The sequence below is a fragment of the Leifsonia sp. McL0618 genome, from assembly GCF_049994905.1.
Taxonomy (GTDB): Bacteria; Actinomycetota; Actinomycetes; order Actinomycetales; family Microbacteriaceae; genus Diaminobutyricibacter.
The window spans coordinates 1,222,070-1,247,974 of sequence record NZ_CP188258.1 but is presented as its reverse complement, the minus strand read 5'-3'; the positions used below and the strand labels follow the sequence as shown (position 1 = coordinate 1,247,974).

Sequence of the window (25,905 nt, the reverse complement as noted above, 5' to 3'; positions counted from 1 at the left end):
CGTTCGGCCGGCGACCGCCGGCCCTCAGTTGTTCGTGAGGTTGTCCCCGCAATGGTAGAACCCGGTCACCAGCGTGTCGATCGCCTGCTTCGCGTTGTCGCTCACCGGGCCGAGAGCGAAGACAGCGAAGGTGAGCGGAGTTCCGTCCGCGGCGTTGACGATACCCGACAGCGTGTATCCGTTGTTGATCCATCCGGTCTTCGCGTGCACGGCGCCACTGGCGGCCGCATTGGCACCGGTGAAGCGGGCGTAGCCCGGGCCGAGCGTGCCGGACTCGCCGGAGACCGGCAGACCGTCATAGACGACGCCGAGCCCGCTCTCGCGGTTCAGCACCTTGACGAACAGGCGGGTGAGGTACGACGGCGGAACAGCGTTGTCGCCGCTCAGGCCGGAGCCGTCGGCGATGTGGATGCCGGTCGTCGGGATGCCATAGGGCTGGAGCGCCGCGGTCACACCCGCATTCTCCGCGCCGAACGTGTTGCCCGCACCGGTCTTGATCGCGACGAGCCGGGCGAGTTCCTCCATGATCGTGTTGTCGGAGACCTTCATCGCCTGGTCGACCAGCGCCGTGACCGGCTGGGACTGTACTGCGGCGAGCTGCTGTGCGCCGGCGGGAGCCTTGCCCTCGGTGACCGGAACGTTCGTTCCGAGGTACTGCTGGAAGTACTGCACGGCGCGACCGACCGGGTCGGTGCTCCGCGGCGATTCGATCGCGGTCGGGTCGTTCCGGTCACCGTCGACCTGCAAGGCCGTGATGTACGAGGTGGAACCTTCGACCACGCGCTCTTCGTGCTCATCCCAGCTCGGCTGCCACACCGGTGCGCCGAAGAGCGAGGTGTCCACCACGATCGAGGTGATGGGCTGGCCCCCCATGGCCTGCTTGGCCTGGTTGGCGAGATCCTGGATCTTGGGTGCGCCGGTGTAGAACGACGCCTGGCCGTCGGGCAGACGCGACAGCGTCACATCGCCGCCGCCGACCAGCACGATCTGGCCCGGGGTGCTCCCCTTCACGACGGTGGTCGAGACGCGGTAGTCGGGGCCGAGCACCTTGAGCGCGGCAGCCGAGGTCAGCGTCTTCAAAACGCTCGCGGTCGGACCCGGCTTGCTGCCGTTGCGGTCGAACAGCACCTCACCGGTCTTGGCGTTGACGACCTGGGCTTCGAGGTTGCCGAGCCGGCCATCCTGTGCGAGACCGTTGACCGAACAGGTACGGATCCTGCTCGCGGCCGGCGCCGCCGCCGGAACAGGGCGCGGCGGTGGAGGCGTGACACGCGGCGGTGTCGGCGTGGATGTAGCCGAGGCACTGGACGTGGGCAGCGTGCTGGCAGATGCGGACGTGCCGACGGACGCACCGAGGGCGACAGCTCCCGTACCGAGCACGACGAAAGCGACGGCGGCACCGGCGGTGATCCACGCGACCGGGTGCCTGCGAAGCGCAGTCAGGATGCCGGTGGACGGCGAAGCCGCGGGCTCCTGACCTGCCGGTTCTGTCGTTTCCGATTCACGCATTCGAGTATGTTACCCGGCGAGCCTGAATAGATTTCTCAGGTGCGGCACGCCGAGAAGACCACCTTGTTACTCGCCGGGGTAGACGAGCCCGATCTGACGACGGATCTCATCCATCGTCTCCATGATCGACACCGACTCCTCCGGGGACAGGATGGGGCTGGCGATCTCTCCCGCGCGGATCAGGCGCTCCGCCTCATCGGCCTGGAACTGCATCCCGCGCCCCTCCACCGGCTGGTCATACGACTCGATCACCTCGCCTGCGCTGTTCAGCACACGGAACGTCGTCGGCGAGTACCAGACGGCGTCGATGTCGATGCGCCCGTCCGTCCCGACGATCGAGGCGACGTTGGGACCCAGCGTGTCGAGTGCGGAGATCGTGGTGGCAAGCTGGCCGTCGGCATAGCGGAAGAGCGTCGCGACCTGCGAGTCGGCCCCGCCATCCTGGAACCGCGCGGCCGCGTGAAGCGACTCCGGAGTGCCGAACAGGTGGGCCGCGAACGAGATCGGGTAGATGCCGAGGTCGAGCAGCGCGCCTCCCCCGAGCTCGAGCGCGTTCATCCGGTGCCGCGGATCCGTCGACGCCTTCTGCCGGTGGTCGGCGTCGAACTGGCGGAGCTCGCCGAGCGTACCCGCGGCGATGATCTCCCGAATTCGCACGATGTGAGGAAGGAATCGCGTCCACATCGCCTCGAGTACGAGGAGCCCCTTCGACGCCGCAAGATCGACGATCTCCCTGGCCTGCGCGGCGTTCACTGTGAACGGCTTCTCGACGAGCACATGCTTGCCCGCGTTCAGCAGGAGGATCGCGTTCTCTGCGTGGAATGTATGGGGAGTCGAGACGTAGACGATGTCGACGTCGGGATCGGCAGCGAGTTCCTCATAGCTGCCGTACGCGTTCGGGATGCCGAACTCGTCCGCGAACGTCTGCGCACTTTCGAGGGTCCGCGACCCCACCGCCCGCACATCGCGTCCCGTCAGGACCAGGTCTTTCGTGAACGTCTGCGCGATCCAGCCTGTTGCGAGAATTCCCCAGCGGATCGGAACTTCGGATGCTGCAGACACGCGTCTCCCTCCGGGCCGGCTTGAGCCGGACGCCGTTTGCGATGCTAGCGTGCCCGCGGAAACGACGCGAGGACGGCGGTCCTACCGGATCACGCCGCTACCGAGTTCGACGGCTGCTGTTGACCGCCTCGACCCGATAGGCTCCGGGTGCCCAACACGATGGAACCTTTCCTCGTGGTCGGACATTAGGGGATATGAGCAGAGCTGAGTTCGACGAGGTGGAGGCCTGGTCGAAAGCGCGCGATGGCGACGGGGCGGCGTTCGCCTCCCTTTTCGACGTACACCGCGATCGTGTCTTCGGACAAGCCCTCCGGCTCCTTCGGCACTCCCACGACGCCGAGGATGTCACAGCCATCGTCTTTCTCGAGGCGTGGCGTCGCCGCGACGCGGTCCGCCTAGTGAACGGGTCGATCATCCCGTGGCTGCTGGTCACAACCAATTACACGGTCCGCAACCACGACCGCAGCATCCGCCGCTACCGCCTGGCGCTCGCTCGCCTCCCCCGGCCGACTGAGCAGGATGACCACGCGCCCGACATCGACGCATCCATCGACAACGATGCGGACAACAAACGGGTCCGCGATGCCTTCGCCCGACTCACGCCGCGCGACCAGGACGTCATCACGCTCTGCGTGCTTGAGGAGCTTCCGCTCTCCGAAGCAGCCGAAGTGCTCGGTGTGCCTGTCGGAACAGTGAAGTCCCGGCTCTCCCGCGCCAGGCAACGACTTGCGGACCTCACAACGACCACCCTCCCCAATATCCTCGAAGGGGGTGCAGAATGACCACCCAGCCCGTCTTCGACCCCGCACGCAGCGCCGCCATCCGCGAACTGCTCGCAGAGACCGTCGCGACCGACCGGCGTCGCCCCCAGCGCACCAAGTTCGCGATCATCGCCGGGCTCACCGCGCTCGCGCTGGCGCTCGCCGGTGGCACCGCAGCGCTCGCGCTCACCGGCGTCATCCATTTCGGCGCACCGGCACCGGCTCCCGCGCCGTCGCCCACCGTCTCGGTGACGCCGACTCCGACACCGATACCGACACCGACGCCCAGTCCGAGCGGCGCAGGAGTGCAGGTGCAACCGTTTCCGGTGGTCCCCCTTGACGTCAGCGCACTGGGCGCGGGGACTCGGTGGTCGCTCGATCTGCCCGGCGCCGACGACGAGTGCAGGATCCGACCACTCAGCTATGACCTCGCGAACGGTCTCACCGTGTTCCTGACCGGCACCCGACCGCGGGAGTATGAGGACGGCGGAACCTGCTGGCAGCACCGCGACGAGAACATCGGACTCACTCTTGTCGACACCTCGCGCGGCGAAGCACTCTGGAGCCGCACCTGGGCCTTCACCCCACCCGCGGGCATTTCCACCCGCCATCAATTCCAGCTCCTCGGCACGTCCGGCCGCGCCCTGCTCGATTACGGGGCCGGACAGTCGGGACCCCACGACGTGATCGATTTGACCACAGGCAAGACCGTCGCGGAGTTCGATCACGGCACCTACGTCAACGCAACCTCGGTGCCGGGCGGGTCCGGGGACGTCGTGCTGACGTCGGAACCATCGGGAAACGGGATCGCTACGATCACCCGCGTCGATCCCCGCGATCCCGACCACCCCGGCTGGACGACGCGCGTCGCCGCCGACTACCTCGACGTGTTCGACGGTACCGCGGATCCCACCACACTGCCGGCCTACTTCGTCGTTCCTGGCGCACCTGGAACCCCGTCACGCGCGTCGGTCGATCTCGCCACCGGGGCTGTGACGAAATACCCGGGCGTTTCGAACTATCAAACGCCGATGTATTTCGTGACCGTGTGGAGCCGGCAGGCGGCGGACGGCTCATCGTCGATCGTCGGGATCGACGGTTCCGGGGCGCAGGTATGGTCGCGTCCCTCGACGCCTGGCAGTGCGGCTGTCGAAGTGGTGTCACCCGGAACGAGGCCGGGGACGAGGTTCGGGCGGCCATCCACTGGTCAGCTCGCCATCGTCGACCGGGACACGGTCACGGTGCTCGATCAGCTCACCGGTGCGGTCGTCTGGACGGCGAAGGGATGCGCGACAAAGGAGTTCCTCGGGGTTCCGACGGTGATCTCCGACATCGCCAGGAACGCGCTGACCGTGAGATACCCCCAGGACACGGCATGCTCGTTCGACAAGAACACGGGCAGTCCACTTGGAAGCGTCGGCATCCCCTTCGACGACTTCGCCCTCTGGGGAGTGACGAACACCTACGATGGCGCCGTCGTCGGTGACAAGGGCACGGCATACGACAATGCGACGGGCCGGCCCCTGTGGTCACTGCCCAAGGTGTCAGGCGAGCAATGGCTGTTCGCCGGCGGATACCTCGTGCGGACGGTGGGCAACCACCTCGAGTCGATCGGCTGAGACAGCGTCTGTCGCGTGCGTGCGGGCGCCCACGTGGGTTCGGGCGCCCCGTTGGGGGAAAGGGCCCGGGCGTTGGACGGGCCCTTCTTCGGAGCCGCCCAAGGGAATCGAACCCTTGACCTTCTCATTACGAGTGAGGTGCTGGATCGACTTCATGCCCTCTGGATGCCAGTCATGGCAAGGGACTCGGTGATTCAGTCCCCACAACGGTACCCATTGAGCCATGAAATTCCCGTACCTCTATATACGCGGGCGAGCTGTCGACTTGCGCAGCTGCGTCCCATCAGGAACGACGCACTGACGGTTCGCCGCATTCCAGGCCGTTGTGCGCGGCGAAACCGGTTTGACACTCTTGTGTTCATACAACACCGGCCACGACGAGTGAGAATGTCTGCACGCCGGAAACCGGATGTCGTGGAATCCGCTTCTTCCATTCGAGCTGCTGCGCGTGTGGGTGGATGGCATGTGGCCTTTCTGCGACCATTCCCGCGATTCCCGCGATTCCCGCGATTCCCGCAATTACCGCGATTGCCGCGATTGCCGCGATTGCCGGAATTATCGATTTGCGACGTCCCGCTCACTCCGCATTGCTCGGTGGTCTGCCAAACCATTAGGGCCGCGAAGTATGCGTTGAATGCGAAACATGCATTGAATGCGAAACATGCGTTGAATGCGTTGCATGCGAAACCTGCATTGAATGCGAAACATGCGTTGAATGCGAAACATGTGTTGAATGCGAAACATGCGTTGAATGCGAAGCGTCGGCCCCTCTCAGGACCGACGACCACTACCCGGCGAAGCTCCACGCAGCGCTCTAACACTGTTCGACTCGCTACGAGTAACATCCACCTCGCTGAATGGCTCCGACTGAGGCGCCCTTTCAAGCGAGGGGATCACCAGAACGTTGGTATCGCTATCTCCTGCAAATTGTCCCGAGACGGAGCAGATCGTCGTTGTACCAGCAATGACATGTGAGTAGACCCGGCCGTGCCTCCGGCTCACCCGCACATCTTGATCACAGCTATCGCAGCGCATTAGCCAGGAAATCGCGTCTTTGCGGGTCAGGGAGGAGTCGTTCACGACAAGAAGGTACCGGACAATTGCGAACCATACCGGTAATCCGCGAAAGCCAGTCTTGCCCGCCTCATGGATCCCGACGTGTGGCTGTGATAGGGCACAGATAACCCGCTCTACCCCGCTCGTCGGCGTCGCGTTCTGGTTCGCGTCGCCGACGGCCTGTTTCCACTAGAGGCCGCACAGATGACACGTATCGCTGTCGTTGTCGGCCGGTCCAGATAGCATCCCCCCATGCCGCATGACAAGTCCACACTGGAACGGTTCCAGGACGGCGAGACACGCCTAATTTACGGTCGGGAACCGGGCGGGTCACTGTGGCTGCTGCCGGATGGGCAAGCGAAAAAGCACCGACCGTGGGTGAAAGCTTCCGTCATCTGCCCTGTCGACAACTGCCCCACCCCGTCGCTGACGACAGTCGGACGGGCCCCGAAGAAACGAGACGGTTTCAAGCATCTGACACCGCATGCCGGCGGCCACTCCCCCGAGTCTCTGTTCCACGTTCAGGGGAAGCAACGGGTCGCAGACTGGCTGCGGGCCAAGTATCCGAACTCGACGGTGAACCTCGAGGAGCAGTCCGACACGAAGCGCACCCGGATCGCTGACGTGATGATCACCTCCCCGGACGGAACCGTCCGGGTGGCTTTCGAGATCCAGTACGCCGCGTTGACACCGGCAGCATGGCGGGAGCGACATGAGTCATATCGTGCGCAAGGGATCGTCGACGTCTGGCTGTGGGGCCACTACGGGAAGCAGCTGCGGGCCGTGCCCCGGTTCGGTGAGAACCTCGTCGAGCTAAACCCAACCCAGCAGGAGCTCGTCAAAGAGGGCATGCCGTTGCTGTGGATTAACCCGATCGAAGGGACGATCGGAACAGCTACGAGAAAGGTCATCGTCGACGGGCGCGCGTTCCCGGCGTTCGCCACGGAGCGGGGTGAGTTCGAAGCGTTCCCGTTAGAGGAATGCCGTGCGGACAAGACCGGGATGTCGTCGGACCGAATACGCGACATCATCGCAGGGCAGGTCAACGCCGCTGCAGCTCAGGCGGCGTACGAAGCGAGACTGGCGAAAGAAGAAGCCGAACGGAAGGAACGGCTAGCCCGGGCTGCCGCCACCGCAAAAGCACAACTCGAAAGAGAGCGTCAGCAGAGGGTGAAACGCCTGGCGGCTGACGAGGCCAGCTGGGCTGGGTCGCGGCAACGTGAACTGTGGATCCGTATCAACTTCGGCGGAACGGTCCCAGAGTTCATAGGCGTCCCGGTCAAGTCAGAGATATGGATGCCTACCGAGCATTGGCAGATGCTGGTCCACGCCGAATTCGTTGGGGCCCACCGCAAGCGACGCCCGGATGGGTTCACGCCAGGGATGGCAGTCAAGCGCCTCATGGATGCGACCCGAGGCAGGGTCGGCACGAGCGAACCTGTTACCGCAGCTGTCGCCGAATGGCTGGATCGCCTGGTCGAGCTCGGGCTCCTCACAACGAAGACAGTCCGGAGCACATACCGGTGGACGACCAGAGTACAGAGGCGGTTCTATATCCCCGAAGACATGCCTAAGCTCCGGCCGGCGCCAGCGTACCGGCCGGCGACGGCGCCAGTGTACGTTACGCCGCCGGTGCCGACCCCGCCGCCTCGGGATCCGGACGCGAAACCGGAATGGGCGAAGAAGCTGTCGCAAAATCCGGTGGTGACCCGCCTGCCGGCACCGGCACCGACACCGGAATCGAGTCTGCTCTCGCCGGACCTGCCTCCGATGACGCATGACGAGATGGTCGCCGGTGCGTACCTGTATTGCCGGAAGTGTGGGAAGACCGTGACCGTTGACGGACGGAAAGCCGGCTACCACGCGGCTTGCTCTCCCCCAGCTGCCTTTGCCCCGCGCCCTGACGTTACTCATCGTGAGGGATCTGGCTCGTTGTGCAGGAAATGTGGGAGGCCTGTAGACAGCCTCCTGCCTTCGGGTTACCACCTGATGTGTGACCCTGCGCGGTTACCCTGAATTGACTTCAGTCGTTCGCACCTCAGCGAACGCTGGCCGATCGAAGCGTCCAGCCTCCACGGGCGCCATGTGAGATGATCCGGAGTGTGCTGACCGCCGCGAGTGATCCCTGGTCCAATTTCGGCCCAGACGTATTGGCAGGGATCCTGACCGGTATTACAACCGGCATCGTCGTCGGCTTGATCCTCTGGCGTCTCCAGGTTCGCGCCGAACGGGTACGTCGTCAGAGAGAGATCCTGTTCGCTGGGGACCGCATCCTCCCGGATGTCATCCGCGCTATGAAATCGTCCCGAGACTTCTCGCTCGACCACCCATATCAGACCCCACCGAGGTATGACGCGCTTGAAGCCGCGACGGGCGCACATCCTGTCGCACTCTGGGCCAAGGACAACCCCATCCCCGAGCTGGTCGCTACAGCGCAAGCCTTGAAAGCCGGCGAGCGGCTTCGCCTTGCTCTTGACAGTCTCGAGGGCGCGATCCGTCCGGCGATCAAACGTGTCGCAGATACCGTCCCTAGTCCCTTGCTGTCCCCCTTTATCTGGACAGCTGTTCTTGGAAGAGCTGAAGAACGCAGGGAATGGGTCGCCACAAATGGCCTAGCGTTCGACCTCTTTGAGTACGCGACTAGCCGGGTCTTCGAGGGATCTGACGTGGCGCCCCGATTACGGAGCTTCTTCGCCGAGAAGGCAGCGTATGAGCAAGCACATCTCGAACTGGGAAATCAGATCATCACCCACGTGTTCGCAGAGAAAGACCTCCCGAGCCAGCCTGTCTAACGACCACCTATTCACGGCGTTCAGCACTCCCGGTAAATCAGCGCGGCGCGGCCCCGCTGTGGGGCTACCTTGGTTTTGTGAACGCCAGCGCAGAACCGGACGAACTGACCACGATTCTCACCGCTGCCCTCAACTCGGGCCTTAACGACTACGGGAGTCAGCACGGTCTGCCGCCGCTTCGCTGGACACTCTCGTCCTCAGAGCTGGTCGACGTTGAAGGCGCTCACCCGGACGCTGAGTACCACCCTGACGCCGAGCCGCTCATCGTGCGTTGGGCAGAGCTTTTAGGTGCTCATGAGCTCGGTGACGGCGAGGAGGACGGTTCAAGAATGTGGGACGCAACCGTGTCGGGGAAAATCAATCTCTCACTCTTCTGCATCACAGACCGGGAAGCCCACGATCGAGCAAACGCGGCCTGGGCAAACTGAGCACCCGCTGGCCTCCGACACGCCGACGCCGGGTGTCAAAACTGCACCAAATCTAGGGTCATGCGTTTGTACTATGAAGTCGTCTCCACCCTCTTGGGATGGTGTACGACGAAGCCCCGGGGTCATCCCGGACACTTCTTCGGTGAACCACAACCTGGGTAAGTTTGCCGACCTGGCCAAGCAGTGGATGTGAGTTTGGGGGCCCGCCCTCGTGGCGGGCCTTCAGCGCGGCAGCTGCGCGTGGACTGCCGCGAGCCAGTCGGACAGCAATGCCGCGCCGCGCTGGTCGAACGAGACGTCCCGGACCGACCACGGCACGCGGCCGCCGAGGGTGGCGACGAGTCGGATCAAGTTCTTCTCACCGGAGGACATCAACCCGAAGGCTTGAACGCCGGGTGTTGCGACCGGTCCTGCGGCGAACCAGGCATCGTACTGGGATTCCGGGCGTGGTGCAGGATGCTGCCGCTCGTACTCAAGCCACGCGAGCTCGTGTTCTTCGAAGCCGATGACAGCGTCCACCAGCTGGTCGAGCCAGTCGTCCGCGCTCGTGCCGCCGAGAACAATGCGGGCGACCAGCTGGCGTAACCATTCGTGGCGTTCGGCGATCCAATCGGCGGCGGCAACCCAGGCGGAGTCCGGTGCAGGTTCGAACGAAGTCATGGGCTGATCCTCCCACCAACCGACGACGCGGTGCCTGCCTCGGTGGTACCGGGTAGTCTCCAGTTCATGGTGGAGCGTCCGAGCCGTGGTCAGAGCCTTCCGATCTCAGGGGTGGTCGCCGCACTCCGTGACACGCTCGGAGTGAAGATGACGGCCTACATCGCTGGCCAGTCGAAGACGAGTCCGGTGGGACAGTGGGCGACAGGTACGACACAACCCGACCCGGACGACGAGGCCAGGCTCCGAATCGCGTTACGGGCAGCGGATCTCCTCGTCTGCAGGTACCAGCCCTCGACGGTCAGCACCTGGTTCGCCGGCTCGAATCCCGAGCTCGGGGGCGTCTCGCCGGCGCAAACGCTGCGCGACGGTGACCCGGACACGCTCGTCCCCGAGTTCCGCTATGTCGCCGGAGATTTCCTCTACGCCGGTTGACCAGGTTGATCACCCTGTCTACACTGGGGTTGAGGTTGATCAGGTTGATGGGGTGATGCGCGTGGCGCAGGTGAAGCGGATCGTGGTGCAGCTGCCCGACGGCACGGCGCTCCCACCCCGGGACAGCCCGACCGGCCGACGCAAGCCCACCGTGAATCCGGCCCATGCGTTCGTTCTGCGTACGCGGGAGGAACGCGGCCACGCGAGGGAGAGCGTTCAGGGAAGAATGGTCGGCTGGGAGATCACCGCTCCCGGGGCCCCTGGCAACACCGACCCGACCGTGCTCATGGGTCCGGGGTCCACCAAAGTGAGCGCCAGGGGAGTAGAGGTCGAGCTCGACCCTGCCCTCGTCTACCAGGCGTTGGTCATGGTTGCCGGTCTCACCGATCGGAAGCGAGCCCTGTTCGCGTCGCTGCCGCCCGCTGATGCAGCCCGTCTGCTCAGCGCTGCGCTCCCAACAGCGAACGTCGCGGATGAGAAGGTGGGGCCGTTCTACGACACCCGCGGGCTGGTTGACCGGTGGCGGATCAGCCCGGCCGCGGTGCACAAGCGGGCGGACACCGGCCAGCTGCTGAAAGTGATCACCGCTGAGGGAGCCGCCCTGTATCCGGCCTGGCAGTTCGACAGCACCGGCGGACTGCTGCCGCACCTGGCAGAGGTCCGGGAAGCACTCGCGCCCGCGATCACCGACCCATGGACGATCGGGGCGTGGCTGAACAGCCCCCGACGTCTCCTCGACGGACGCACCCCGGCGGATGCGCTCCGGCAGGGACGTGTCGACGAGGTGCTCGCTGCTGCCGCCGCGCTCTCGGACCGTCTGTCGGCGTGACAGACCGGCAACAGGTAACGCAGCGGCCGCCGCGGATCGGGCTGGACCTGACCGCGTTCCCGGAAGCGCCGCTGCCGGCGGGTGAGCAGAAGTTCCGGGCACACGAGGCGTTCCGTGGGTCCGCGGGTGCCTGGCATTTCAGTAATGGTCCTGGCGGGAGGTTCAATCTGAGCGGTACGCGAGGCACCTGCTATCTCGCCGACTCGGTGGAGGCCGCCGTCTACGAGGCGGTCGGTCCCGACCTCGACGAAATGGATTGCTTCGGTCGGGCAGACGCAGCGAAACTGATGGTCACCCCGGTCATAATCGATGATGACGTCACCACCGCGGACCTGGACACCAAACGGGCCCGACACTACGGCGTGAAAAACGAGCTATCCACCATGGTCCCGTACGCGATCCCGCAAAAGTGGGCAGCCGCGTTCGACGCCGCCGGGTTCGGTGGGCTCCGCTATATCTCCCGGCAGGTCTCCGGATCCGACGACGCCTCCTGGGCGATCTTCGGCCCGGCCGGACCCGACCCGACCCGATCGTTCGACGCCGCCGGCGCCCGCGACGGCATCACCGCGTTCATCGAAGCCGGGGTCACCCTGCTCGGCACCGCCACCACCGCGGACCTCACCGTGATCGCCCCGCCGGCCTGGCCGACCCCGTAACCGGCCCAGCTCGAGCTAGGCCACGACACCCGGTCCGGATCCCCTGCTTTTGTGCCTCATGCGTCCGTTGTTGTCACACAACGGACGTTTCCAAGCTTGATGCCGGACATAGGTGAGATATGAGCGAACCACACATCTCGCCGGGATAGAACGATTGGTCTACTCATGACAGCCATGTTCGCGAGCGATGGGCGCACCGTTGACGAGTGGGAGCAGCATGTCGGCGAGCAGTTCCTCCGCGCCCGGCAGAGCGAGGAGCTTGACCAGGCAACCCTGGCTCGACTGGCTAGCGTCAGTAAGGGAGCCTTAGGTCGGCTCGAGCGCGGCGAAGGCAGCACGCTCCGGGTGATCATCCGGGTGGCGAAAGCACTCGGCCGAACCGACTGGCTCGACGGCCTGTTCAACATCGAGCAGATCTCGCCTATCGAAGCCCTTCGAATGCAACGCCGGCTCGAGAGACAGAAACGCCAGCGAGTCCGACACCCGCGACCGAAACCAGTCGAGCCTGAGCAGGAGTAGCTTCCACTCCTGTTTCGCAGGGTCCTTGGGTGGCTCGAATCGTTCCCGGTCTTTCTGTGTACTGCCGCGCACGCCTGCGGCCGGAATGCCGCACATAGCTGTCTCAGAAGTCGTTACAACCCGGTCTTTTGCGAGACCCGGTTGTGAGACGAGTAGATAGAAACCCGAAAGCGGCGTGTCGGTACTCACCGAAACCATTGCCGGAAACGGTCGAATGCGAGAGGGGTCAATCAGATGGCACGAGTCGGGTACATGAGGGTGAGCACAGGCGAGCAGAATCTCGACCTTCAGCGGGATGCGCTCGAATCGGCCCGCGTCGACCGGATCTTTGAGGACACCGCCTCGGGCGCCCAGCTTTCTAGGCCCGGACTCGATGCTGCACTGGACTACCTGCGTGAGGGCGATGAGCTCGTCGTGTGGCGGCTCGACCGATTCTCGCGCAGCACCGTTCACGCCCTAACGACCATCGATGAACTGGCCAGCCGCGGCGTCGCGTTTCGCTCACTGACAGAGGGGCTGGAGACTACAGGACCTACCGGTCGACTCCTTCTGACCGTGCTTGCCGCGTTTGCCCAACTGGAACGCGACGTCATCCGACAGCGAACTCTCGCGGGACTGGCCGCCGCTAGAGAGCAGGGGAGGCTCGGTGGCCGACCGCCAGTGCTGAATCCGACGGAGCGCGAGGCCGTACGCTCGGCACGATCGTCAGGACGGCCGGCGAAAGAGATTGCTCGCGACATGAAGGTTTCCCTGGCAACCGTCTATCGCGCGCTCGAAGAGATGACCATGAACTGAGTGTGGAGGGGCACTAGCACACGCTGAAGCGGCCAGCCTGGTGCACAGTTCCGGTTCAGAACGCGCCCGATTCACGCTCGACCGTGACCGTCGAAAACCTCGCGAGAATCGGCCAAGCTCGGCCACCACGGGAGGGGGAAGCCCCTCCTTGGTTTCGGAAGGCTGTGGGAATGCTCGGCTGAACGCCTCTCTCCCTGTGCACGCCGCCGTCTCGTTCACACGGAGGGATCGCTGCGTTCCGTCGCGTCCACGTCTGCGTCGCGCCGGCTGTCCGTTTCCGTACCGCCACGCAGCTCGTCGACGTCCCGCATAACCTGACGCATCTCATCCCGGTCGACGGGGTCCGCAGCTAGCCGTGCGGCCTGCTCGGCGATCGTCTCCGGCTTCTCCGCGCTGTCGCCCATGTCATTCAGTCTCCCACCTGGTCAGTCGCCGGCCCAGTACCGTTCGGATCGCCCGGCGGGAGCACGCTGGACGGGAACCACAAGCAATGGTTTGCCGTCGGGCCCGAGGACGGGGTGCCCGTCCTCCCACAGGAGCTTCCACGGAGGCTCCATGCCATGCGCTCGGTAAAGCTCGTCGACTGCGGGGTCGTTGGAATGGTCGCCGTCGCCGCGAAACCTGTCGTCGTTGTGTCGGGTGGTCGGTGGCTGGGTCATGATGCGCTCCTTCTCAAGAGCGGTCCGGCCACCGCACCCCCATGGTACGTCGCCGCTGCGACAACGCCGAAGGGTCGTACCGCTTCCGGACCGGCTCCGCGCCCACGGCGCTCCGCCGGAACCGCCGCGCGTCCGCCACGCCACCGAATCGTCCGTGCATCCGTGACGTCGACGCTGCGCCCCGCCCCGTCACCGAACAGACGACGCGTCGACGGAGTGCAGCGGAGCCGGGGTTAGGCGAAGCTTCCTGCCACGGTCGCGGTGAGGGCGGCGAGAACATCTCTGAGACCGTCTTCACCTCTAAGCCGCAAGACATCGATCGGTCGTGCCCCGTCGAGGAACGCGCTCCGACCCTCGTACAGCCACGCGCGTCGACGTCACCAAGACGACGCGACGAAGCCTCAAGGCAAGAACCAGATCGTCACGGCGGGTTGTCGTCTGTCGGCCGCAGCGTTGCGGCCGCGCGCGGGGGTTTAATCGGATTCCTCGTGCGAGTGTGGGCTGTATTCTGACGGCGTGTTCGCCATCGACCTCCCGTCCCAACTCGTCACCGTCGATGTGCTTCCTGACTGGATCTCAATCGTCAGTTTGATTGTTAGCGCCGTAGCTGCCATCGGAACGGTGTTCGCTGTCCTGGTCGCTGTAAGCGTCTCCCGTCGGGACACCCACGAACGAAAGCGCCTGCCGGCGTCCCGGGTGACCGGATGGCCAGGCCTGATGGACCCTCGCATCACGAGTCCCACTCCGGAGACCATCATCATCTCCAACGGTTCGAATGGCGCCATCTACGACGTCGTAGTCGGGTACGGGTCAGCGTGGGGGACTCAAGTGCCAGAGGACACGCTCGCGTACCCGGGATGGCTAACGAGTGTCCCGCCCGGGACCTGGTTCCTCGAAGGTCCGGCGAACCCCGGTAACGCGCTGGATTTCAGGGCCGGAATCTTCCTCGAGTTCACCGACGCTGCAGGTAACAGATGGCACCGTTCCGCCCGTGGCGTCTTGACCCCGATAACGAACGACCGCCTGGACCGAATGCAACGCGAATCGAAGCCCGACAACCGGGGCATCCTTTTCCTCGCCCCCTGACCCGCTGGCGCCGGGCGCTGGCAGCAGCTGACGCACGTAGTCGTCGCGTTGACGGGGACGGAGCGCCGAGTCACCAGCCGCAGGTGGCGTCACGGCCGCGTTCCGGGTGTCCCGTCTCGTTGACGCGGCGGTCCCCGAGCGGGTGCGCCGTTACAAGCCCCTCAGCCGTGCGTCAGCCGTATCGTCGTCGGCGAGGTCAGCGAGCCGGCTGGATGACCACAGGTCGGCGGGACGGCCGGAGTCCCGGAACACGGAGGCAGCGCTGCGAACACGAAGCGGCGGGCGGCCGGGTCGACCCACCCCGGCGTTCATACTTCGCGAGCCGGCTGTGCCCGTCCGCCGGTCTTCTTCTTTATGATTCGGCCAACCTATACGGAGGTATATCGCCAAGCGCTGGATGGAATAGAGGAACCATCAAGAACCATCCTGCCGCTGGACGCCGCCCTGTCGGTGGTTCCTTGCTTTCGCGTCGACGGTGTGTCCGAGCTTCACCGCTTCGGAGCGTGCGGGACCCGCACCACCGATGTGCCCCGACCAATGGTCGGGGCTTCGCCGTTTCCGGCACGGTGCTCGGCGGCAGCGGAACGGGTCCGAATCCGAATCGCGTACGCGGCGGCCGCGCGGCGAGGTCGGTTCGTCCGCTACCGCGGGGTCGGGCTCGCGGCGCTCGCCCTCCACGTTGGCGGTCCGGAGTCGCGGCGGTCCCATCCCGTTGACGTTTCGGGATTCGACGTGACGGGGACGGCACGTGGCCGGGTCGGCGGCGATCCGTCCTCTCTTGTGACCGCCCCGAATGCGCGTCGGGGTCATTGCGGTTCCGGGGAGGCCGCGCAGCGGCCGACCCCGCCGGCGAGACGGCAGACGTCATGCTGGCGGGCAGCGTCGAAGGGCGTCCCGTTTCTCGCTACGCAGGCTGGCCGGTACCTTATCGAAGGCGGCCGACCAACGGGAGGCCGCTGTTCCTGCTCATGCCCGTCTGAGGGCAGAATCGTGACCATGGACGGTACACCTGAGAGGCCGACGCCGGAGAGCCGGCACCTTCTGACCGCACGCGCGGCCGCGGCGGAAGCTGCGACCCGTATCGCTGCCGGGGATTGCGAATACGCGCTGCGGGTCATCGTCCAGGCGGTCGCTGCGCTGCACACCGAGCAGCTGTCGGCCGACGAGGTCGCCGACATCCTGGTCGCGCCGCCGTCAACTCTGTCGACCGACTTCGACACCCTCCTGGCGACGGGAGTTCTCTGGACGGCCACGGAACGCGGCATCGACGCGCCGGCCTGGACGCACAAGCCGCCGCTGGAACACGAATGGCGTCCGGGCTACTCGCGGGGCGACCTCGACGACGGGCCATGGTCGGAACGCATGCGTGCCGAAGCGTTGCCCGTCTTCCGGCGCGTGAACGTCCTCATGCGGGAGAAGGATTTCGAGAACTGGTAGGTGCTAGTCGGCCGCCCCGCGGGGCGGCCTCCGACAGGGACGCGACGACACCGTCACGGCATACGACGTGCAACCGGTTAGGGACGGCCGCAGGCCGTCCCGCGTCACGCCGACGCTGCGGGACCTAGGCGGGCACGGGCCGGTTCGGGAGAGAGCTAATGACAGGGGACGCGGATGAACGAATTCGGGCGATTTGGAGGTACCCCGAGGCAGACCGCAGGGTCTATTGTCATGCTGATGAGTGATGCTCCGCATAATGAAGCGTTTGCCTCGGCTGTCCATCGCCGGAGGCCGTATGTCGTAGTGCTGCTAGCCGTTGGTGCTCTAGCGGTTATCGGGGGCGTCATCTGGGCACTGACCGCGAAAGCCGTCAAAACGGTCTTCAGCGGGCCCTTGCCGACCCTCCCGGTTTACACCAACGCGCAATTCACGCAACACACGGAATCCTCCCTCGTGCCTGACTACACGGGTGTCTGGATCGGCCTCCTCGTCGCCGTTATCGGAGTGACGATCCTCCTGGCGGGGGTCGTTGGCGCGTTGACAAAACCACGTTTGCCCTGAGACAAGCTCGCAGGGAGCGCGCCAACGATTTCTCCCCCCAAGACACACGGGGGCGCTTCGAAAGCGCGACGAACCCGCAACGGCGACGGGTCGCGCGGGCGACACGCTGACAGGACGAAGAGCGGGACGTAAACGGGGCGATGGCGGCGACCGGAGGGAGCCGCCCGGGCGGTCCGGGTACTGGATGCTTGACGCAGCGGGCCGCAGGCTTCACGCGGCGCGAACCCCGGAACGGGGTGAGCGCCTATGCCAGACAGCTGGTTGGTTGGCGTCGCACATAAATAGGACGGGAACGGTTCTTGGCGGAAGATGGTGATCAAAGGGGAAGTGCGAAACCGATGACGAGGGATTGGAACGCCGTACTGGACATCGTTGCCGGCGCGGGATTGACCAACGGTGAGGACCTGGTCGCAACAGCCATCAGCCGCCGTATGTCTCCCGAAACGGTACTTGACGGATTCCGCCGCGCGATCGAGCTGTCCGAAAATCTAGTCGACGGCGAAGAGCATCCCTTCTCCCACTATGAGTCGACTCCTCCGGCGATGATCGATCTGCGCGTTTTGGCGCAGGGTGAAGTGTGGGTCGATGTGCTCCGGATCCCGCATACCATCCACGACCCGGATTTCACAGATTCATATCTGATGAACCTCATCCGCCACCTTGAGCGGGAAGCCACCGCGTATTGGCCGCACTACGATCCGACGCCAGAAGAAGCAGACCCGGCCGTCTGGATAGAGTCCACCGTGTTGATGCAGTCTCTCCGCAACGAGGCCGCACTCCGGGGTATGACCCCGGAGCCGTAAGACGTGGACCAGGCCTCCGTTACGGGTCGGCCTCCTACGTCGTCGCGGCGCATCGCAGCGTCACGCAATCTAGCAACGCTAAGGGGCGGCGTAGCGAAGCGGAGCCGCCGGTTAGCCGTAGCTTCCTTCCGCGGTCGCGTCGAGAGCGGCAAGACATCTCCGAGACCGTCTTCACCTCTCAGCCGCAAGACATCGATCGGTCTTGCCCCGTCGAGGAACGCGTTCCGGCCAGTCAGCCAACTGGCGGCGACATCGGACACCGCTGGCTTGGGCGCGTCAGTTGTGCTCGGCGTCGCGGCCACAAAGCCTGCCAAAGGGACCACAGCAACGGCGGCCAGAACGAATGCGGTGGAAGAACGAACTTTCACAACTCCCCCAAACGGATCGGTTTCACCGCAGCAGATGCGGCGTCCATATGTGTCTGGGCGACCGAAAAGGTTCCATCAATGTCAGTCGACAAAGCGAATGAAGGTGATCGTGGGAGTGGCTGGGTTGCCAGAAGCGATGCACTCCGCGGCATCGTAGTGAGCGTCATCCATCTTGTAATAGACAGCAATGGAGATGGCGTTCGGGTCCCCTTGGTCATATTGGGAGAAGAACCGGCTGGCGTCGGCGACGCCGAACGAGTCCGCATGCGGTTGGTCTGGGTTGATTGCACCTGCGGTACCCCAAGATCCTGACGGGATCGCTGCGTTACACATGGCATAGACCGTGTCGAGATCAAACCCGTTCAGCATTGCCGCTGAAGTCGCGGTCGGAGTTGGTCTAGCTGAGTCAGTCGGAGTCGACACGACTGTCGGCGTGTCCGAGGAAGCGGATATGTCAGACACCCGACCGGCACACCCCGCCAACGCCACGACGACAACGACTGAGAGTCCGAGTGAAGCGAACGACCGAACCATCATGACCCCTCCAAGAGATCAACCCACCCACGGTTCACGGCAGCAGCGGCTGGCGTGTCAGAGGCCCCTATCCCCCTACCATTAAGTGTCCGATTGGGCGCAAAAGGTTCCATCCCTGGATGCACGATTACGGGCCGCCGCCGTTCCGTGGACAGTCGACCATCTTCCCATCCGCTTTCACCCAGACGTCGTCCGGTCGAACAAGAACACGGTGACCTGGTCGCGGCGGATCGCGCGACGGTACGACTCCGGGGTAACCCGCACATGCGTTCGGACGTTACCGTCATCGTCCGCGCCGGCGATCAGGTCGCCGACGGGCTAGTTCGTGCATCCCTCCGTCGCAGCAGAACGCTCGGAGAAGACGAAAATGCGCTCACCTGTGTCAGCGTCGCGGATCGCCTCGACGTTCAGGATCGCGGCCGGTAGCCATCACTCGGTCGACGGTTCGGCACCCTTTTGAAGATGAATGGCTGTCGCATGTACGGGGTGTCGGCAGCTCGCTTTGCCGCGGCGAGAGCCATGAACAGGGCGTCCCACGCACGCCCCGCGGTCGGCCATCCACTGGCGTGATCCCACCGGACGGCATCGTCGAAGGTGCCGGGTGTGAATCGGACCGGCAGCGTGTACCCGAGTGCTCCGGAGCACTCGAACGGGATGTGGATGAATCCATCGGGGTGGATTTTGTCGCTGATTCGGTAGTCGAAATCCTCCGGTCCGTCGGTGTCGGCTGTCAGGTCTCCGATCATGTAGATCTTCATTGTCGTAACGCATTCCATACTTTCGATTGGTGACGTAGCCCTCGGCTTCCCTCAGGCTCGATCGGTCCAGCTATTTCGCTGGGCGACGACTGAGCTATCGGTTCGAGGCTCCTTCAGAACGGCTATGCACGGACATCGCCGTCGAGCTGCACGGGTATCGCGAGGTCCTGCACGGCTGCGAGATCTGCGACGGGGGTTTGCGGTGCACGAACGTCGTAGTCGGGGCTCGCACTGGTCGCCACTGAATGCGCACCCCTGACAGTCAGGCTCGCACGCCCTGCCGTGCTCAGCTCAGTACCCCGGAAAGTCACCTCGAGATCGCTATATGGACGCTCGGCCTAAGCCGGCGCCGTCAGTTCGCCAAACCCATCACGTGCCTGCACACCAACACCCGCGTGGATGTGCACACAGTGGCGGCAAAACCCGTGCCATTCTGGGGCCATCGGGCTGATCGTAAACAGCCCGCAAAACGCCCATACGCGCCCGCCGATCTCGCCGCCGCCCCTCCTCGTTCCTAGTCACCCCGGACTGGTGCTACGGAAATACCGCGTCGGGCACCTCGGGCCGGTGGGGCGGTGCTTCGTTCCGCAGGGAGTGCTTCGCCTCTACTCGCTGCGATAGGCGCACCCCGGGGACCGGCTCCGCTGTCCCCGCATCCGCTCCGTCACCGTCTCGCCAACGCAACGCACTTCGTGACGCCCCACGTTACGCACCCGCTCCGTCGTCGCGAAGCGGGCATCGGCGGAGCGCAGCGGAGCCGACTCGACACATCTCGTCGTCTCAGCGATCAACGTGACGGTTCGTCGACGAGTGAACGGAACGCCCACGCCAAGGTCACGGTCCGCCGACGCATCGCATCGGAGGGCAGCGCAGCTGCCGTCCGCACCGGAGGCGTCACGTGTCCGCAGCGCACCCGTGGTGCACGCGAAGCGGGACACCGAAGGTGGCCCAGTGAGGAGCCGCAGGCGAACGAACGACACAGCGTCAGCTGGGTCCCACGTATGCGAATCGTGGACCGCCCCGGTGAACGTGACATGCGCGAGCGACGAACCGAAGGTGAGGAGCGGCATGGCGCAGCCAGGCCCCACGAAAACGAGACGTAGGACGAAGCGGAAACGTGACGCCGGCAGCGACGAGGCGCCAGCCGAGGAGCGCCTACCAACGGTGGGCCACCGCACCGTACCGGAAGCAGAATGTATCGCGAAGCGGGCGGCGAGGAGGCGCCAGCCGACGAGCCCGTACAGACGACAAGCCGGAAACGCGAAGCGGGCGCGCGAGGAGGGCCCCGCCCGACGAGCGCATGAAGGCGGTTACAGGTAAACCTGTGATCGCGATTACAGGAAAATGTGCGGCGCCTTCGGCCGCAGGTGGCTGTGCCGGTAGGCGCGTGAGAGTTGGATGAGTGGAAGAGTTCTACTCGCGCATCCGGGGCAGCTCCCTTGACGGTCGCGCCCCGGATGCGCTCGTCCACGAGTTGACCGGTAGGTGACCTCGTGAGCTACATGACGGAAGCGGCGCCGCAGGCGCAAGAGGCGAATGGCCGAAGGCCATGAGCCTCTTAACACTTAACGCCCCTTCCGCCCCCGATCGACCGACTCCGGTTCGCGCTACCGCGCACCCCGCGTCCAGGCCGGCGCGGCACATCAGGCCTGAGCGCTCCGCTCACCTCCTCACGCGCGAGCTGTGATCCGAAACGAGAGCACGAGCCCGGAGGGCGCGCGAGCAGACTCGAAGGGGATGCGAGCCCCACACTCCTATGCCTTCTCCTGCGCGGTGGTCACGACCCCGCCGGCGCTACCGCGCCCGCCGAGCCTGACGGGCCGGGAAGGAAGGCGGGCCCGCAAGGCTCAGACGACCCAGGCGGGCGACGACTCTCCGGGTTCCTTAACGTCACCCGTGTCGCCGACCGCGGATAGCGGCTCCGTCCAAGCTAGCGCGGCGGCAGCAATCCTGCCGAGTGGGCTCTGTGCAAGGCGGTGACCCGGTCGCTGCAGCCGAGTTTCCGGTAGATGTTCTCAAGGTGTTTGGACACCGTCTTCTCGCTGATTCTCAGATAGTACGCGGCGGCGTGAGCGGTCATCCCACAGTCGATGACACCGAGAACCTGTACCTCCCTCGAGGTGAGGTTGAACCGCTCCTGGTCCCCGTCAGCCGCAACCCATGAGCGCCCGGTCAGGTAGACGGCGCTTAACGCGATCAGCGCCGGTTGAAGACGTTGGACCCGGTCGAGTTCGTCATCGACGAAGTCAGCAGTCCTCCGGCAGAACGTCCAGCAGGTCGCACCGGTGAACGTCGGCCGGCCGTCAGCAGCTGTCAGCTGGTAGGAGGCCCCGATCGGTTTCAGGAGGATCCCGTAGGCAGCCGTCCGGTGCAGGTCACTCAGACTGATGATGTCGCTCATCCGCCGCGGGACGGGAACTCGTGGTGTTGCCGCGGCTTCGGCCAGGTAGCTGACCGACATCGGATGGTCGACGGCTTCCAGCAGCAGGTGCGGCGGTAGCGAGTTGTTCTGATAGATCTCTGGCGGGTTCCCGTAGATCTCGACCCGTTGATGGTCGACGTCCAACCCGTTCCAGCCGAGCGAGTCACACGACACGACGTTGCTGAGCAAGGCGATCATCGCGTCCAGCAGATCCTGACGGCTGCCGACACCCGCCATCTGCCAGGTGAGGTTCGCGCCGTAGTTGACGGGAAGGTGAGCACCAACAGCCATCACGGATCCCCGATCCAATGAGGTGTGGACGACACAGGGGCGGGCAGTCGTCCAAGTACCGCTCATGATAGAACGAGGGATCGCCGCCGTCTATGTTGCGCCAGGCGCTCGCCAGATTCGGCGGCTACCCGACGGCGCATAGCTACACGATCCGGCAGGATGGTGCCGCGCCGGCTGAGCGACCTCACCAGCCTGACCGATGGCTGTCGCGGCACCCGTGGCCCGAGCGCTACCGCGCGTTCCGGGGTCGCGGCCGTCGTGGGGATGGTCGGGCGTTAGGGCGATAGTTACCGGGAACGCAATGAGCGTTCGGTCGGCGACGTGGTCGAGGTCGATCGCTTCAGGTTCGCACATGGTGGCACCTCCGGTCTGAGTGTGCATCCGTAGCGGACGCCCCCGGTATTAGCAATTCCCCTAATGGGAGGCAGCGGCCAGCTGAGCGCAGCATTTGTCGCGTGGAGGTGCCGGACCATGCTTCTCAAAACTACGATCACGGTCGTCACAACATGTTTCTGTCTCTATCCGGCGCCGCTGTCGACCCTTGAACCGACCTTCGTGTCGACGCCGCCGGCGTTGGTGACGCCCACGCCGCCGTTGTGCTTTGCAATCGCCCCAGCATGGGAGCACCTTCACCTTCGCTGCCCGCGACTACCTGTAGACCCGTTCGAGAGTGTCGGTGCACGGTTGTGGTTACTCCACTCGCGGTGACGAGGCCTGTCAGCTCCGCTGTATCGCCAGCACCAGGCTGGTGACAGCGACACCCGGCCGGTCTATCCTTCCCTCAGGGCGCTCGATCGTTCTGATGACCGGGCGTCGACACTGACCATGTCGACAGGAGCGCACCGTGACGATCACTGTTCACCCACCGGACGCCGACCATCGGGTCGCGGACCTCACCTGGCAGATAGCCGGGGTAACTGAACGAGCCGACCTCTTCGCGAGTATGGCGATGATGCTCGATTCCGTGCTCACGTCCGACCGGGTGAGCTGGTCCCGACTTGACACACGCCCGGACACGATCGCATACGCCGGCCCCACGAAGGACTGGGGGACGGCTGATGAAATCGGACAGCAGTTGGCCGCCCTGTATCGGGGCCACCCGATCATCATGTCGATGTTCCCCGGGATCGACCGCGTCCATGGTCTGCCGAGAAGAACTTCCGACCTCATCAGCCGGCGCGACTTGAAGAAGACCCGGGTCTACGCTGACATGCTCCACCCGCACGGGTCCGAATGGCAGATGACGATCCGAACCGACCTGGACCTGTCCGCCGGCCTCACCGGAATGAAGGGCTCCTGCTGGGTGTTCGATCGTACCCGACACGACTACACCGACAATGAGGTCGAACTCGCCACCCGGCTCCAAACGGTCCTGACCGTGTTCGAGCACACGCTCACGTACCGAAAAGCCGACATCACGGAGAGTGACGCGGCGGTGCGATACGGTCTCACAAGCCGCGAGGTCGAAGTCCTCGAATTGGTCGCGCAAGGCTGCACCGCCCACGCGATCGCCGACTACCTCCGGATCTCCGAAGCCACGGTTCGAAAACACCTCGAAAACGCTTACCGGAAACTCGGGGTAGGCGACCGGCTCCTCGCCGTCACCACAGCGCGACGGATCGGACTCATCAGCGGCTGACATCCGCTGCAACTACGCAGAACTGCTAATGGCAGTGCACCGCACATCGGTGGACCCTTCATCCAGGAGGTGAATCCGATGCCAGACACCACCGACATCCGTCAACCGGGACCGCTCGGACGTGAGCCCGAATCGGTCGAGATCGAATGCATAGTCATCGACTGGACCCTCGTCCGATTCCCGGACACGCTCCGCCCATAACCCGGCAGACCGTCTCGCGCGACGAGCGCGCCCATCACACCAACCACCATCACACCAGAAGGCACCATCATGCACACCACTGCGACCTCGCGTCGCCTCGCGGCCACCGTCACCATCCTCGCCGCCGCCACCCTCACCATCAGCGCACCGCTGACCGTCGACGCTCGAGTAAAAGGCCCCCCGTCGATAGCGAAAATCAAAGACGCCCCACAAGTCGACGCCCGCGTGAAAGGCAGCCCCACGATCGACGCCGCCGCGAAAGGACACGGACAGCCGCTCCCCACCTGCCAGCCAGGAATGTACTACATGTGCCCACTCGGAGTGGCGGGGGTATAACCAGGCGAGACCGCGCATCAGGGCTCGGATGCCGACCGTATTCCTCACCGCTAGCGCTACCGCGCGTCCAAGGCCACGCTCATCGCGTATCGGCGAAGCCCGAACGGCAGAAGGTTCACAATGACCCGAGACATCCGCTCACAGTCCAGAACCCGTGAAGATGAGAACCCAGTCGCGAGCGCTGTCGGCGGGCGCTAACTAGTCATCTCCAACCCGATCACTCCGGCGATTAGCACGCCGAGCGCAGACACGATCCCGATGCCAACCACACGCCGCCGGTTGCGATGAACCAGGCTGGAGACGATCGCCGCCACGATCGTGACTACGGGAGGGCCGAGAGCGGCGAGGAACAAAAACTTCGAGAACGCGTCGCAGCTGTCTTGGTGCCCGCATCCCACGTTCAGGCCGTTCACCGTGAACACAAGAAAACTCGCGCCGATCGTCACGAGGATGACGATCAAATTCAGCCGGACGACGTCTTCGTTCACGGCGTCATGTGGTGCACTCGGCTCGTCGCCGGGTTCGCGCGGTTCAGACGGTTGGATCGACATGCGACGCTCGGCTCATGAGTGGGACGGACTCGTGGACGAGGATGGCCTCAATGCCCGCGAGACCCTGGATCGGCGGGAGGCTCATCATCAGTAATCGCACGGGTCGTCGCTGGTGTAGTTCACCCCGGTGACGTACAGCTGGTCGTCTGTGGTGACGTGTGAGATGTCGAGGTAGCCGAAGTCGCCAGGGGGCCACAGGTTCCCGGTACCGTCGAAGTAGAGCGTTGACGGCGAGCCGAGGCATCCGAAGACGTCCATCGCGTCGTCCACGTTCGGGATTGTCCCGTCGGGCGGGTAGTGGGCGATGAATCGGACCTCGAACTCGCTGCTGCCGGCAGCGGCGAGCCCGCCTGGGAACGCATGCTGGAGGAGCTCGGCGGCGTGACCTTTCGCGATCCCCGCGGCATGGGTCTGCGGGTTCGCGCCATTTCCGATCGTGGCCTCTGCGTTGCTGAAGTTCTTGGCGGTGCGGGTGACGTCATCGACCTCGCCGGTGACGTCAGAGGTCAGGCAGTCGTCCCCCTGAAGCGTTGTGGCGGAGGACACGAGCCAACGCTGTGCGGTGGTGGAGTAGTCGATCTCGAGCTGCTTCTCCGTAACTCCTGCCGCTTCGGGCGCGTCGATACAACCGGTGAGCGTGACCTTTCCCTGTGGAACGGGCGCAGCTCCCGTCTTGGTGAGCGTGTCGACGGTCCAGTCGACGAAGTAGAACGCGGAGTGTCCGTTTCTGGTGGGCTTTGCGTGACTGTTCTGCTGATGCAGCGCGCGCGCGGCAGCGCCGGTTGCGACGAGCCCGATCAGTGCGTCGCTCGCCTTTCCTGCCGACGCGTCGTCGGCGACCGCGTCATAGCGGATCACGGTGAACCGCGCGCCGATGTACGCATCGTTCTGACTCGCCGGCACGGCGACAGAAGTGGGCGACGGCAGGGGCAGCGGGGTGACGCTGGGACTGGGGTGCGTTGACGGGGAGGGATGAGACAGCGACGCTGGCGCGGTCCCCGCGCATGCAGTCAACAGCAGTGCCGCCGACGCGGCGAGTACCGTAATCGAGACTCTTCGAGTATTGGGCATCCTGGCTCCGTGCCAGATTCGTCGGTTGTATCTATTGCGGGCGACAATTGCGATCGCAGTTGAGGCGATC

At 64.8% G+C, this 25,905-nt stretch carries 26 protein-coding genes; 16 read left to right on the top strand and 10 right to left on the bottom strand.

What is annotated here, in order from left to right:
- Positions 1-24 precede the first annotated feature (24 nt).
- Both ACPPVQ_RS06005 and ACPPVQ_RS06000 read right to left on the bottom strand, forming a co-directional pair.
- Complete coding sequence (locus tag ACPPVQ_RS06005) at positions 25-1,509, bottom strand: D-alanyl-D-alanine carboxypeptidase/D-alanyl-D-alanine-endopeptidase (protein WP_426519629.1); 1,485 nt, start codon at positions 1,507-1,509, stop codon at positions 25-27.
- A gap of 66 nt (positions 1,510-1,575) precedes the next feature.
- The gene (locus ACPPVQ_RS06000) at positions 1,576-2,571 is read right to left on the bottom strand and encodes a Gfo/Idh/MocA family protein (RefSeq protein ID WP_426519627.1); all 996 of its coding nucleotides are present in this window, start codon (positions 2,569-2,571) and stop codon (positions 1,576-1,578) included.
- A 194-nt stretch (positions 2,572-2,765) separates the two neighbouring features.
- Between ACPPVQ_RS06000 and ACPPVQ_RS05995 the strand changes: the two genes are divergently transcribed.
- The 5 genes from ACPPVQ_RS05995 to ACPPVQ_RS05975 all read left to right on the top strand — a co-directional run bounded on the left by ACPPVQ_RS05995 (position 2,766) and on the right by ACPPVQ_RS05975 (position 9,227).
- On the top strand, positions 2,766-3,353 hold the full coding sequence (locus ACPPVQ_RS05995) for an RNA polymerase sigma factor (RefSeq protein ID WP_426519625.1): 588 nt from the start codon (positions 2,766-2,768) through the stop codon (positions 3,351-3,353).
- Positions 3,350-4,951, top strand: a complete 1,602-nt coding sequence (locus ACPPVQ_RS05990) for a hypothetical protein (protein ID WP_426519624.1) — start codon at positions 3,350-3,352, stop codon at positions 4,949-4,951. Before ACPPVQ_RS05995 ends, ACPPVQ_RS05990 begins: the two co-directional genes overlap by 4 nt.
- Positions 4,952-6,259: 1,308 nt before the next feature.
- The gene (locus tag ACPPVQ_RS05985; RefSeq protein WP_426519622.1) at positions 6,260-8,023 is read left to right on the top strand and encodes a competence protein CoiA family protein; all 1,764 of its coding nucleotides are present in this window, start codon (positions 6,260-6,262) and stop codon (positions 8,021-8,023) included.
- A gap of 86 nt (positions 8,024-8,109) precedes the next feature.
- On the top strand, positions 8,110-8,799 hold the full coding sequence (locus ACPPVQ_RS05980) for a hypothetical protein (protein WP_426519620.1): 690 nt from the start codon (positions 8,110-8,112) through the stop codon (positions 8,797-8,799).
- A gap of 77 nt (positions 8,800-8,876) precedes the next feature.
- Positions 8,877-9,227, top strand: a complete 351-nt coding sequence (locus tag ACPPVQ_RS05975) for a hypothetical protein (RefSeq protein WP_426519618.1) — start codon at positions 8,877-8,879, stop codon at positions 9,225-9,227.
- 222 nt (positions 9,228-9,449) lie between these two features.
- Here ACPPVQ_RS05975 and ACPPVQ_RS05970 read toward each other — a convergent pair whose 3' ends face one another.
- On the bottom strand, positions 9,450-9,887 hold the full coding sequence (locus ACPPVQ_RS05970; protein ID WP_426519616.1) for a hypothetical protein: 438 nt from the start codon (positions 9,885-9,887) through the stop codon (positions 9,450-9,452).
- A 66-nt stretch (positions 9,888-9,953) separates the two neighbouring features.
- On the opposite strand from ACPPVQ_RS05970, the gene ACPPVQ_RS05965 reads away from it, so the two are divergent.
- From ACPPVQ_RS05965 to ACPPVQ_RS05945, 5 genes are all read left to right on the top strand, one after another.
- Positions 9,954-10,319 carry a hypothetical protein gene (locus ACPPVQ_RS05965; protein ID WP_426519614.1) on the top strand — a complete coding sequence of 122 codons (366 nt, stop codon included), beginning with the start codon at positions 9,954-9,956 and terminating at the stop codon, positions 10,317-10,319.
- A gap of 61 nt (positions 10,320-10,380) precedes the next feature.
- Complete coding sequence (locus ACPPVQ_RS05960) at positions 10,381-11,148, top strand: hypothetical protein (protein ID WP_426519612.1); 768 nt, start codon at positions 10,381-10,383, stop codon at positions 11,146-11,148.
- Positions 11,145-11,804 carry an RES family NAD+ phosphorylase gene (locus ACPPVQ_RS05955; RefSeq protein WP_426519610.1) on the top strand — a complete coding sequence of 220 codons (660 nt, stop codon included), beginning with the start codon at positions 11,145-11,147 and terminating at the stop codon, positions 11,802-11,804. Before ACPPVQ_RS05960 ends, ACPPVQ_RS05955 begins: the two co-directional genes overlap by 4 nt.
- 165 nt (positions 11,805-11,969) lie before the next feature.
- Complete coding sequence (locus ACPPVQ_RS05950; protein WP_426519608.1) at positions 11,970-12,323, top strand: helix-turn-helix domain-containing protein; 354 nt, start codon at positions 11,970-11,972, stop codon at positions 12,321-12,323.
- Between the two features lie 234 nt (positions 12,324-12,557).
- The gene (locus ACPPVQ_RS05945) at positions 12,558-13,118 is read left to right on the top strand and encodes a recombinase family protein (protein WP_426519606.1); all 561 of its coding nucleotides are present in this window, start codon (positions 12,558-12,560) and stop codon (positions 13,116-13,118) included.
- A 215-nt stretch (positions 13,119-13,333) separates the two neighbouring features.
- Here the strand turns inward: ACPPVQ_RS05945 and ACPPVQ_RS05940 are convergent, their stop codons facing one another.
- Together ACPPVQ_RS05940 and ACPPVQ_RS05935 are read right to left on the bottom strand one after the other, a co-directional pair.
- Entirely contained in the window at positions 13,334-13,522 is a 189-nt protein-coding gene (locus ACPPVQ_RS05940) for a hypothetical protein (protein ID WP_426519604.1), read from the bottom strand.
- A gap of 21 nt (positions 13,523-13,543) precedes the next feature.
- Positions 13,544-13,777, bottom strand: coding sequence for a hypothetical protein (locus tag ACPPVQ_RS05935; protein ID WP_426519602.1), 234 nt, complete (start codon positions 13,775-13,777; stop codon positions 13,544-13,546).
- 516 nt (positions 13,778-14,293) lie between these two features.
- Between ACPPVQ_RS05935 and ACPPVQ_RS05930 the strand changes: the two genes are divergently transcribed.
- The 4 genes from ACPPVQ_RS05930 (at position 14,294) to ACPPVQ_RS05915 (ending at position 17,664) form a co-directional block, all read left to right on the top strand.
- On the top strand, positions 14,294-14,863 hold the full coding sequence (locus tag ACPPVQ_RS05930) for a hypothetical protein (RefSeq protein ID WP_426519600.1): 570 nt from the start codon (positions 14,294-14,296) through the stop codon (positions 14,861-14,863).
- Positions 14,864-15,859: 996 nt separating this feature from the next.
- A complete protein-coding gene (locus ACPPVQ_RS05925) occupies positions 15,860-16,300 on the top strand; it encodes a hypothetical protein (protein WP_426519598.1) in 441 nt (146 codons plus the stop codon).
- A gap of 237 nt (positions 16,301-16,537) precedes the next feature.
- Positions 16,538-16,861 (top strand): hypothetical protein, encoded by a 324-nt coding sequence (locus ACPPVQ_RS05920; protein WP_426519596.1) that lies wholly within the window; start codon positions 16,538-16,540, stop codon positions 16,859-16,861.
- A 338-nt stretch (positions 16,862-17,199) separates the two neighbouring features.
- On the top strand, positions 17,200-17,664 hold the full coding sequence (locus ACPPVQ_RS05915; protein ID WP_426519594.1) for a hypothetical protein: 465 nt from the start codon (positions 17,200-17,202) through the stop codon (positions 17,662-17,664).
- A 449-nt stretch (positions 17,665-18,113) separates the two neighbouring features.
- On the opposite strand, the gene ACPPVQ_RS05910 is transcribed toward ACPPVQ_RS05915, so the two are convergent.
- From ACPPVQ_RS05910 to ACPPVQ_RS05900, 3 genes are all read right to left on the bottom strand, one after another.
- Positions 18,114-18,401, bottom strand: coding sequence for a hypothetical protein (locus tag ACPPVQ_RS05910; protein WP_426519592.1), 288 nt, complete (start codon positions 18,399-18,401; stop codon positions 18,114-18,116).
- Positions 18,402-18,973: 572 nt separating this feature from the next.
- Positions 18,974-19,324 (bottom strand): hypothetical protein, encoded by a 351-nt coding sequence (locus tag ACPPVQ_RS05905; protein WP_426519590.1) that lies wholly within the window; start codon positions 19,322-19,324, stop codon positions 18,974-18,976.
- 1,930 nt (positions 19,325-21,254) lie between these two features.
- The gene (locus tag ACPPVQ_RS05900; RefSeq protein ID WP_426519588.1) at positions 21,255-22,037 is read right to left on the bottom strand and encodes a response regulator transcription factor; all 783 of its coding nucleotides are present in this window, start codon (positions 22,035-22,037) and stop codon (positions 21,255-21,257) included.
- An 844-nt stretch (positions 22,038-22,881) separates the two neighbouring features.
- Between ACPPVQ_RS05900 and ACPPVQ_RS05895 the strand changes: the two genes are divergently transcribed.
- Positions 22,882-23,676, top strand: coding sequence for a helix-turn-helix domain-containing protein (locus ACPPVQ_RS05895; RefSeq protein ID WP_426519586.1), 795 nt, complete (start codon positions 22,882-22,884; stop codon positions 23,674-23,676).
- 270 nt (positions 23,677-23,946) lie between these two features.
- The gene (locus tag ACPPVQ_RS05890) at positions 23,947-24,213 is read left to right on the top strand and encodes a hypothetical protein (protein ID WP_426519584.1); all 267 of its coding nucleotides are present in this window, start codon (positions 23,947-23,949) and stop codon (positions 24,211-24,213) included.
- 194 nt (positions 24,214-24,407) lie between these two features.
- Here the strand turns inward: ACPPVQ_RS05890 and ACPPVQ_RS05885 are convergent, their stop codons facing one another.
- Together ACPPVQ_RS05885 and ACPPVQ_RS05880 are read right to left on the bottom strand one after the other, a co-directional pair.
- On the bottom strand, positions 24,408-24,701 hold the full coding sequence (locus ACPPVQ_RS05885; protein WP_426519582.1) for a hypothetical protein: 294 nt from the start codon (positions 24,699-24,701) through the stop codon (positions 24,408-24,410).
- A gap of 150 nt (positions 24,702-24,851) precedes the next feature.
- Positions 24,852-25,667 carry a hypothetical protein gene (locus tag ACPPVQ_RS05880; RefSeq protein WP_426519580.1) on the bottom strand — a complete coding sequence of 272 codons (816 nt, stop codon included), beginning with the start codon at positions 25,665-25,667 and terminating at the stop codon, positions 24,852-24,854.
- Positions 25,668-25,905: the final 238 nt, after the last annotated feature.